Below are 9,636 nucleotides of genomic sequence, written 5' to 3'. Positions count from 1 at the left end.
GGTTATCGGCTAGGATTTCGGTGCCTCATGATTTGTGGGCTGACTTGACAATGAATTGCGTCATCACAGAGACAGTGCCTAACCAGCGGTACGGCAGTGTTTGTGGTCCCGTTCAACCGCTTATCGCTAGGATTTAAGTACCTCACGACTCGTAGACTAATTTGACAATGAATTGAGTGGCGCTCAGTGTGCTGCGACAATGCAAAGGACGGCCGCAGAAGGTAGCTCAACTGACTGTCAAAGCATCGGCTGATTCTTGGCATCAGTAATAGCATCAGCCAACCGAAAGTGCCGAGCAGTTTCTCCATTCCACAACCTAAATCGTAATTCTATTAAAAAGTCGGACACCATCGTCAAGCCCGTGGGTCGGTTGATGGCTCAGTACCGAAATTATTGTTAGTCGGTGGACTACCGACTTACAATAAGGCTCGCATTTGAGACCGGCTTTGACGGGCTCAAATCGATGCCCGGTACGTTCCAGCCAATCAACCGACCCGCGGGCGAAGCATAACCACTATCTCAAACCACTAAGAATCGCAATTTAAAAAAACACCACCAAACGGTAGTGTTTCAATCAATTAATCAACGTTCAAATTAGTTTTGGATTGAATTCGGATCATGAAGGTCATGAGGTACGAAATACCCAAGAATACCGCCACAACAACGTATGGGTAATGGGTGTTCATATCTAAGAGAATCCCAGACATCAGTGGACCAATGACATTTCCGACGCTGGTCAATGACATGTTTAACCCGTTGATGAGACCCTGATTTTTGGAACTCAGCTTGGTCAGCAACGTTGTAATGGCCGGCCGCAAGAGGTCAAAGGCTGTAAAAGCAAACAGTGTGGCAATAATGACTTCCCACTTAGTGTGGGCAAAAATGATCCAGATAGTGCCAGCAAAGGCTAGAAAGAAACAGTACCGAATCAGCCGGGTTTCGTTAAAGCGTACGACTAGCCGGTCAAATAAGGCCACCTGGAACACCAGCGAAATCAGACCGTTCAATGTCAGTACTAACGCAATGTTATCTAGGCTGAAATGGAATACTTGGTTAACGAACAGACTGTAAATACTTTCAAAACCTTGAAGGCCAAACGACGAGATCAAAATCATTGCAAACAGTAAGATGACTGGTTTGGAGACCAAGTCAGACCAATTCCCCTTCATCGACGAAACATCCCGTTGCATTTGGTCAACATCACTTGGGGTCAGGTCAACCTCTTCATCTTTGGGCAGCAGGGCTAACAAGGCAATCATACTGATTAACCCCAAAACCCCTGACACCCAAAATGGTGCTTTATAGTCAAACTTAGCTAGCAGGCCGCCGACCCCTGGGCCTAATATAAGGCCGCCACTAAACGCTGCCGACAACCAGCCAATCACCTTAGCCCGTTGCTTTTTAGTCGTAATATCAGCCGCAAAGGCCATCGCTGTCGGGGCCACCATGGCAGCTGACAAGCCACCAATGATTCGCGAAATATCAAAGAGCCATAGATAGTTTGTCGCCGCAAATAAAAATTCTGAAACCATAAATAGGAACAAGCCCACAGCCAAGATTGGCTTTCGACCAATTTTATCGGACGTCCGACCAATAATGGGTGACGCAATAAACTGGGCAAAGGCGAACAGGGAGGTCATAACCCCCATGTCAAACGCCGATAAGTGCAATTCGTTTCTTAGAAATGGCATAACGGGAATCACCAAACTGATCCCTAAACAAACTAAGAACTCACTTAAGATTAAAATAAAAATGGCACGCTTAACTTTTGGTGTCATGTCAACTCCCCCTTCCTGTAAATACGCAACCTATCTAGTTTATCAAAGTGCCGTTTGCCTGTCTAGTTGACCGGTTTAACACCGACTTAAAACGGCCTTGCCGTCCCATTTCCGGGACAACAAGGCCATTTTTCATTGAGGAAATAATGATTGTTTAAGCCTGACTTTCAGCAAACTTTGTCTTAATCGTGGTGGCTGAAATGTTTAGCTTTTCAAGTTCTTCATCCGTCAGTTCTAATTGGACTTGCTCTTGAATGCCGTCGCGGCCCACAATAGCGGGATAGGACAGATACGTTCCCAACTCCTCACGATAGTTTGAAACTGGCAACTCCGTTTGCGCATCTGACATGATGACATTGGCCAGCCGAACAGCTGCAGTGGCAACGCCGTAGTTCGTATACTTCTTGCCGTAAAAGACCGTGTAGCCGCCTCGGCGGGCCTCATCGTCTAACTCCTCGAGATTGAGGTGCTTTTCAGTAGCAATCTCCGTGATGGGCTTTCCCAAAACACGGACCGTAGACCATGCCGTAAACTGTGAATTCCCATGTTCGCCCAAACTATATCCGTCCACCGAGCGTGGATCGATATGAAGGCGTTGGGCAACAGCCCGCTTCATCCGCGCAGAATCCAACAGGGTGCCAGTCCCAATAACGTGTTTTTTAGGCAACCCAGTGACCTGCTGATAAATGGACGTAATGACATCAACGGGATTGGTAATGACCACAATCTTACCATTGAAACCGGACGCTTTAATCTGACTTGCAACGTCCCGAACCGCTTCACGAGTAAAGGGAAGTTCGGCAAACCGGTCGTCATTGTCGTTATCCTGCAGCTTAATGTTACCAACTGCTGAAATAATAACGTCCGCATCCTTTAACGCCGAATAATCGTTGACGGTGATGTCAGTGTGGGCGGTCAGATTGGCCATCGCATCCTCAAAGTCTAGCGCGTCTGCTTGAACCTTTTCTTCACGCTTATCAATCAAGACCAATTCATCAGCAAATCCGTTAGCAACGATATAGTGCGCCACCGTTGCGCCGACGTTACCCATTCCAATCACACCAATTTTTCGTGTCATGTTAGCACCCCGCATTCTCATAGTTATAACCTTAATCTATCATTAAATTGTCATTTTGGGAAGGGCCGTTCACCCGTTACCCATAAAAAGGCCACTGTTCTTAATGAACAGTGGCCACTCAACTAACTTAATCTGCTTACGAAGCAAAATGGGCGCGGTCAACGCGGTGGTTGCCATTCGAAATCAGTCCCCAAATCCCCGGAATTAGGTACAAATAGTCCCCCATGAACCCAATCACAATCAGAATAATGGGCCATAAATAATTGTCATTTTTCGATAGCCGGTCAACTGCGACATACGCTAACACTTGAATAAAGACGTGCCAGAGCGCAACGAGCCCGACCAAAACATTGACCACAACCTGATACGACTGCCATTTAGCACCTAAAACCGCTGGATGCCCGGCAATGTAGCCCCACACAATGCCGCCGAGAATTAGGAAGGCAAATTCGATCCACCAAACAATCCAACCGGCCTTTTTAGCGTTTGATAACTGACTCTTTTGCATGGCGGTCCCCCCTTTTAGCTCATTGTACCATTTTGGCTAAGGAACAAATACCAGTCGATTGCCAGAATCATTCCAATGCGTGGCAATTGCGTCTAAGGGGTACTGGGTAATCGGAAGAATCAGCTTTCCCGCAGCAATCTGAGTCAGTAATTCTGGCAAATACTGATGAAAGTCTGCTAACGAAAGCGATCCCACCCCGCTTCCCAAAAAACTTAAAGCAGTGCTTCTCAACGCCGCTCCAGGCAACTTAATATCCGCACCCGCTAAACTACCAATCTCCAGCCAACAGAGCGGCTGATGCCGGTTTTTCCGGTTTGGCAACATCATGTGCAAGAAACGTTCAGCCACCGTTCCCCATAGATAATCTAAAACGATATCAGCACTCGCAATATCAGTGACTGCTGCCGCTAGTTCACGCTCATCATTTAGCGCATACACCGCATCCGCGCCAAGTTGTGGTAATTCGGCTAATCTTTGAGGATTACGGCCCACGCCGATAACTTTGGCAGCACCGAGTTGCTTTGAAATTTGAACGGCTAACTGACCTGCGCTCCCGGTTGCCCCGAGAATTAGGACGGTTTTCCCAATAACTTTGTCATCACCCAAGCGAGCTTTCAGTGCCATATACGATGACATTGCAGGGTTAACCGCGGCTGCGATGACTGCCGCGTCACCACCTTGCGGAAGCTCAAACAAGTAAGGGGTTGAAACCGCCACTTGTTCAGCTAAACTCCCGTTGGCGTTGAAATAATACCGATGACCTGCTTGGTCAACACCCACGCCATCATTACCAGGAATCAGGGGTAACGCTGCTTTGGCACTGTAGTGGCGGCCACTGGCCCGAGCGCGAACGAGGTGATTAACTGAGGCCGCCTCAACGGATAGTAAGACTTCATCTTGATTAACACTGGGACGTTTCATCTCTTGGTAAACTGGTAGTTGATTGTAGTCGGTGATAACAGCAGCTTTCATTTGAAAAACTCCTCATTCTTGATTTTGTATTACCTGTAATGTAAAATCATGGTACATCAATCATCAGCCGTTGTAAATATATTACTAGTAATTAATCTAAAAGGAGTCTACTCTCGTGAACACAACACTTACCCGCCTCCGTCACATTATGCGCGCATTTTCGGCCCAACGTGCCACTTTCCAACGCATCCTGGCCAACCGCCTAACCACTAACCAAAACCTGTCGCCAACCGTCCAGCAACAGTTGAAAAAGGCCAACTTGAATCACTCTCAGATTGAAATTTTAAGCCTGGTTAGCCAAGAGTCCGAACTGGCTTATAAAGCGCTGACTGACAAAGTCTCATTTTCTCAAGGTATGCTTTCCCGATACGTTGCCCGACTGGTCAAGCTCCAGTTACTTGAAAAAGTCCCCCTAGTCGATAACAAGAAAGCCTATAATTTAAAAGCCACCGATACGGGCCGCTTCGTTGCCAAGGCTCATGATACGCTCCACCAAGAAGAAGACGCTCAGTTAGCAGCTGCCTTAACTCAGTTCTCCCCCCGCGAACTACACACCACCCTAAAGGTCCTCGAAGCCCTTGCTGACGTTAATCTAGAAAACGAGTCTGCTAACGAAATTTGAATGCAATAACTAACTATGGCTTGAGGTCACACTGAGCCAACTTGCTAGCCAAATCCCGGTCACAGACCCAACTGGCAAATAGCGTGACCACTTTTAGGTATAGCCATAATCTCTGATTCGGAATTGACGGTAACAAAAAGGACTTATCCCCAAAAGGCACTGTTGCCTGGGGATAAGTCCTTTTTATACTATCAGTCACCTGTACAATATCTCAGTCAGGAGACTTATTCAGTCTTGTTTCGTTGAACCTCGTGCGCTGCTTTTAACCGTTTATCGCCCCGATACATATCAAAAATTGTCCAGGCTAACAACAGGAAGATGCCCACAATTAACACGTAGGCAATCATGTCAGCCTGAGCCAACTGAGCCTTCGTGGCCCCATCGCCGTAAAACCCTTCGATTGAGCTCGGAAGCCCCTTCATGTTTAAGAAAGTCAACGCAATTACTGAGAACCACCCTAGAACCTTTACCCAAAGTGAGTTTTTGAACCGGGTCCCCATTTCTTCACGACTGTTCGTCATTAACAACAACGGCAGCATTGAAAACGGCAATGCCAGAGCCAAGAAGACTTGCGAATTATTCATCAGGGTATTTAACGCCTCATGCTGTTGCAGTTCCGGTTGCCGGCTAGTAATCAAGACACAAATTAATACGGGCACAACAGAAATCAACCGGGTCACTAGTCGACGGAGCCACAGTGGCATCCGCATGTGAACGAACCCTTCCATGATAACCTGACCGGTCAGCGTTCCTGTGATCGTGGAGTTTTGGCCAGAAGCTAGTAACGCGACCGCAAACAGCACGGATAGCACACCAGACTTCGCCACGCTAATCAGTAAACCGTTACTCAACATCGATGAATCGGATAATGCTTGGTATAAGCCAAAGAACGATGGATCTTTGACAGCGCCGCTTCGGAAAACAGCGACCCCCATAATTAACAGTAGGGCGTTCACGAGAAACGCAGCCGTTAACTGAATGTTGGAGTCCCAAGTCGTAAACCGAACTGTCCGAGCTACATCTTCCTCGTCGCTGTGATCAATTTTACGGGTTTGGGAAATCGCTGAGTGTAAGTACAGATTATGTGGCATCACCGTTGCACCAATGATTCCCAGGGCGCCATTAATTGGTGACATGCCACCCACAATCGGTCCATCAGCAAACGTCTTAGCCGTTGGGATGAAGCCTTTAATAACAGCACCCCACTGAGGGTTGGAAAGGGCAACTTCATAGATAAATACCAATAAAATCACTAAGATAAGTGCCACGACCAAGGCTTCAATCTTTCGGAACCCAATTTTGGTCAATAACAAGAGTAATAAGACATCTAACACTGTAATGAAGACCGCATATAGTAGCGGAATACCGAATAAGAGATACAGGGCAATCGCAGCCCCAATAACTTCGGCGATATCAGTCGCCATAATCGCTAACTCAGTTAAAATCCATAAAACAATGCCTAATCCACGACTTGTCCGTGCTCGAATTGCCTGAGCCAAATCCATCTGACTCACGATTCCAAGTTTAGCTGCCATGTATTGCAAAAGCATCGCAATCAAACTTGACATCAAGATAACAGACATGAGCATGTATTGGAAATTCTGCCCACCAGTAATTGACGTTGACCAGTTACCGGGATCCATATACCCCACAGCAACTAGGGCACCAGGGCCCGAATACATGAAAAGGGTTCGCCAAAATCCCTTTCCTTTAGGGACTTCAACTGTCCCATTGATTTCTTCTAGCGACGGACCGTTCGCATGTTCAACCAGATGGTGCTTGCGCGGTCGTTTGTTTCCGTCCAAGTTGAAAACCACCTTTCTTAATTTTGTTTCAAGTCACCAATCCATTGTATAGTATTGTTAAAAGAAATAAAACCGTAACTTAGGCCTGCCCAACTTAAATGATCATGGTAAGGCGCTTTCAACGTTAAAACAGCCAGATTCGCAATATCACGAAATCTGGCTGTTTTATTTTGACTGTGTGTCATCATCACATAAAACGACTGCAGTTTAGTCGTCCCTTGACCCACTGCTTTTAATTTCATGGCTTCCCGAATTAATCACTAATCCCCAGATGCCCGGGATGAAGTACAGGGCATTGCCAAAGAAAGCAACAACGATTAATACGATTGGCCACACGTAGTTGGCCGGCGTCGTTAGCTTTTTAATGGCAAAAAAGCATAGCACTTGAATGGCTACTTCGATTGCCAGGACAATGGCGATAAACACGGTGACCACGCCTACAGCTGCTCCGTAATTGGCATCAACTGACGCATCGTGCATGGATGTGACAGCGAACCCAGCGCCGCCAAAAACTAGAAACAAAAGGATTGAGACCACGCCGACGTTGTGAAGCCACCAGACAATCCAACCTGCAACGGTTGCCCCTGTTTTGTTGTGTTCTTCTATCATTTTACCCCCTCCTCACCCTAAGCATACCACGGTTGACGAGCGGTCAAAACAGTTAACTATTGAGCGGTGTAGCCGCCGTCAACCACGAACTCTGACCCAGTCGCAAATTTCGACTCGTCAGAAGCTAGGTAGACGCAAATGTAAGCAATATCGTTTGGCTCACCAATGTGGCCCATTGGCGTCTTAGTCCGTTGCGACATGGCCTCTTCAGCACCCGGTAAGTTTTCAACCAGTGGCGTCTTGATGTACCCCGGGTGAACCGTGTTAACACGGACGCCGTAATCTTTAAGCGCACAGTCAATAGCCGCCGATTTTGACATAATCCGAACGGCCCCCTTTGAGGCGTTGTAAGCGCCTAAGTTCGGGTCACCGATAAAGCCTTCGATAGACGACATGTTAATAATCGAAGCCCCGAGGTTCTTATTTTTCATTCGCTGAATGGCCAATCGAGTTCCAAAGAAGACACCGTCCAAGTTGACTGCTAATAATTGACGCCACTCGTCAGTTGTCGTGTTCTCAACACTCTTATTCACAGCGATCCCAGCATTATTCACCAGTGTCGAAACCGGGCCAAATGCCCTTTCCGTCTCGTCAAACAAGTCTTGCCAACCGGCTTCATCTGCAGCATCGTGTTTGATGAACCGAACAACGTCTGCACCACCAATTTCCTTAGCGGCCTTTTCACCTACATCGGCATGGCGGCCAGTAATGACTACCTTTGCGCCCTCTTCCACAAACTTATTGGCAATTGCCCAACCAATTCCAAGGGTACCGCCAGTAACAATCGCAACTTTACCGTCTAATCGATGACTCATATGAACCCCTCCAGCTTGACTTAATTTTTCGAACTATGTGAATTATAACACAATATATGTTGAAAATAGCGCCCTTGCTTGAGTTTAATAAAATCTTAGAGGCCAACGGCGTAATTTCAGCGGAATACTCCTAAAATAGACTAAATTAAGCTATAATTTGAAGTAGTTTTGGATAAGGGGAAATACGCATGACAATTTCACTACTTCTAACCGTTCTTTGGAGCGCTACGATGGTGTTTGGCCTTATTTTTGGCCTCAGCTATTGGCACGACCGGACTAAGCTCTATAATGGTATTTTATTTAATCTCTTTTTATTCTCGTTCTTAGCAACATTAGCCAGCAGCATTTTGAACTCGGATAACACCCTACTAATTTATGGCACCGGGATTCCGTTTGTTTTCATTGTCTTTTCTCTAGCACTATTGTTCGTTCTTCAAGCCTTTCTTCTGCTTTGGAATGCGTGGATTGTCTGGCGCCGCGAGAGCCATTCCCTCGCGAACAGCCTCACATTATACCTCGGCGTTTTTATCCTCGTTTTTCCGTTCATTGAACGGCTAATCACACCTCACCTGACCTCATTTTGGGCGAGCTGGCTGTCATTTTTCTCAAGCTTCATCACGCTTTATATCGTTTTTTGGTTCTACAATTACCTGACATGCTTAGTGTTGTACCAACTTTACTGGCCTAAACACAACAAGGACTTTATCGTGGTCTTAGGCGCGGGTCTGATGAATGGCGATACAGTGACCCCACTTTTAGGTCAGCGAATTGACCGTGCCATTACCTTTTGGCAACGGCAACTTGCCCGAAAGAACCGACCAGCAACCCTGATTTTATCAGGCGGGCAAGGGGGCGACGAAACGGTTCCAGAAGGTCAGGCCATGCGAGACTACGCAATCGCTCACGGAATTCCAGCTGATCAGGCCATCGCTGAAACCCAATCTAAAAATACTTACGAAAATATGTTTTTCTCTAAACGACTCATTGCCGAGTCGGGTGTTGAGCACCCTAAAACGATTTTCGTGACGAACAACTACCACACCTTCCGGGCAGCCATCTTTGCCAAGCAAGCCGGTTTGGCCGCCAGCGGCATTGGCGCTCGGACGGCAGGTTTTTTCCTGCCTAACGCTGTGATGCGAGAATACATTGCTATCATCGTGCAACACAAGCGCAGTCACATGGCTGTGGCGTTTGCAATTCTGGTCTTCACAGCATTGCTAAGCGTCATCCAATCCAACCCAGACTGGGTTTCTAATTTCTTTAGGTTTTTGGATGGTATTTAAAAGAGTGCGCCCCAAGGCGTTTTGACCGCGGAGCGTAAGGCAGAAGACCGGAGAATCCCGGGGTTGGATTCTTTGGGCTTTTGGCTTACGTAGTAGCGGTCAGCCTTGGATAGCACGTTTAGAGTGCGCCTCAAGGCGCCTTGACCGCGGCATGAATTTCAAAAAA

The 9,636-nt window shown here is 47.0% G+C and carries 9 protein-coding genes; 2 read left to right on the top strand and 7 right to left on the bottom strand.

Translation table 11 applies throughout. From position 1 onward, the window contains the following. Positions 1–578: 578 nt before the first annotated feature. The 4 genes from FC96_RS10745 to FC96_RS10730 all read right to left on the bottom strand — a co-directional run bounded on the left by FC96_RS10745 (position 579) and on the right by FC96_RS10730 (position 4,336). The gene (locus FC96_RS10745; RefSeq protein WP_056942994.1) at positions 579–1,778 is read right to left on the bottom strand and encodes an MFS transporter; all 1,200 of its coding nucleotides are present in this window, start codon (positions 1,776–1,778) and stop codon (positions 579–581) included. A 154-nt stretch (positions 1,779–1,932) separates the two neighbouring features. After that, the gene (locus FC96_RS10740; protein ID WP_056942993.1) at positions 1,933–2,856 is read right to left on the bottom strand and encodes an L-lactate dehydrogenase; all 924 of its coding nucleotides are present in this window, start codon (positions 2,854–2,856) and stop codon (positions 1,933–1,935) included. 136 nt (positions 2,857–2,992) lie between these two features. Then, the gene (locus tag FC96_RS10735; protein ID WP_054659887.1) at positions 2,993–3,364 is read right to left on the bottom strand and encodes a hypothetical protein; all 372 of its coding nucleotides are present in this window, start codon (positions 3,362–3,364) and stop codon (positions 2,993–2,995) included. 36 nt (positions 3,365–3,400) lie between these two features. Next, positions 3,401–4,336, bottom strand: coding sequence for a quinone oxidoreductase family protein (locus FC96_RS10730; RefSeq protein WP_054659885.1), 936 nt, complete (start codon positions 4,334–4,336; stop codon positions 3,401–3,403). A gap of 115 nt (positions 4,337–4,451) precedes the next feature. Here FC96_RS10730 and FC96_RS10725 point away from each other — a divergent pair, with 115 nt between their 5' ends. Further along, the gene (locus tag FC96_RS10725; protein ID WP_056942992.1) at positions 4,452–4,958 is read left to right on the top strand and encodes a MarR family winged helix-turn-helix transcriptional regulator; all 507 of its coding nucleotides are present in this window, start codon (positions 4,452–4,454) and stop codon (positions 4,956–4,958) included. A gap of 224 nt (positions 4,959–5,182) precedes the next feature. Here FC96_RS10725 and FC96_RS10720 read toward each other — a convergent pair whose 3' ends face one another. From FC96_RS10720 to FC96_RS10705, 3 genes are all read right to left on the bottom strand, one after another. Then, positions 5,183–6,763 carry an Nramp family divalent metal transporter gene (locus FC96_RS10720; RefSeq protein ID WP_156403219.1) on the bottom strand — a complete coding sequence of 527 codons (1,581 nt, stop codon included), beginning with the start codon at positions 6,761–6,763 and terminating at the stop codon, positions 5,183–5,185. Between the two features lie 207 nt (positions 6,764–6,970). After that, the gene (locus tag FC96_RS10710) at positions 6,971–7,372 is read right to left on the bottom strand and encodes a hypothetical protein (protein WP_056942991.1); all 402 of its coding nucleotides are present in this window, start codon (positions 7,370–7,372) and stop codon (positions 6,971–6,973) included. A gap of 56 nt (positions 7,373–7,428) precedes the next feature. Next, positions 7,429–8,187: an NADP-dependent (R)-specific alcohol dehydrogenase gene (locus FC96_RS10705; RefSeq protein ID WP_054659875.1), complete on the bottom strand. Its 759-nt coding sequence runs from the start codon at positions 8,185–8,187 to the stop codon at positions 7,429–7,431. A gap of 188 nt (positions 8,188–8,375) precedes the next feature. Between FC96_RS10705 and FC96_RS10700 the strand changes: the two genes are divergently transcribed. Continuing rightward, positions 8,376–9,470: a YdcF family protein gene (locus tag FC96_RS10700; protein WP_056942990.1), complete on the top strand. Its 1,095-nt coding sequence runs from the start codon at positions 8,376–8,378 to the stop codon at positions 9,468–9,470. The last annotated feature ends 166 nt before the right edge of the window (positions 9,471–9,636 follow it).

Origin of the sequence: Secundilactobacillus kimchicus JCM 15530 (genome assembly GCF_001433995.1) — a bacterium.
Classification (GTDB): Bacteria; Bacillota; Bacilli; order Lactobacillales; family Lactobacillaceae; genus Secundilactobacillus; species Secundilactobacillus kimchicus.
Note: the sequence above shows the minus strand (reverse complement) of the source record. Positions and strands in the feature narration are given on the sequence as shown.

Excerpts from the sequence above, each read along its gene's own strand:
- FC96_RS10745 (WP_056942994.1), bottom strand. The coding sequence starts at position 1,778 with ATGACACCAAAAGTTAAGCGTGCCATTTTTATTTTAATCTTAAGTGAG.
- FC96_RS10740 (WP_056942993.1), bottom strand. The coding sequence starts at position 2,856 with ATGACACGAAAAATTGGTGTGATTGGAATGGGTAACGTCGGCGCAACG.
- FC96_RS10735 (WP_054659887.1), bottom strand. The coding sequence starts at position 3,364 with ATGCAAAAGAGTCAGTTATCAAACGCTAAAAAGGCCGGTTGGATTGTT.
- FC96_RS10730 (WP_054659885.1), bottom strand. The coding sequence starts at position 4,336 with ATGAAAGCTGCTGTTATCACCGACTACAATCAACTACCAGTTTACCAA.
- FC96_RS10710 (WP_056942991.1), bottom strand. The coding sequence starts at position 7,372 with ATGATAGAAGAACACAACAAAACAGGGGCAACCGTTGCAGGTTGGATT.
- FC96_RS10705 (WP_054659875.1), bottom strand. The coding sequence starts at position 8,187 with ATGAGTCATCGATTAGACGGTAAAGTTGCGATTGTTACTGGCGGTACC.
- FC96_RS10700 (WP_056942990.1), top strand. The coding sequence starts at position 8,376 with ATGACAATTTCACTACTTCTAACCGTTCTTTGGAGCGCTACGATGGTG.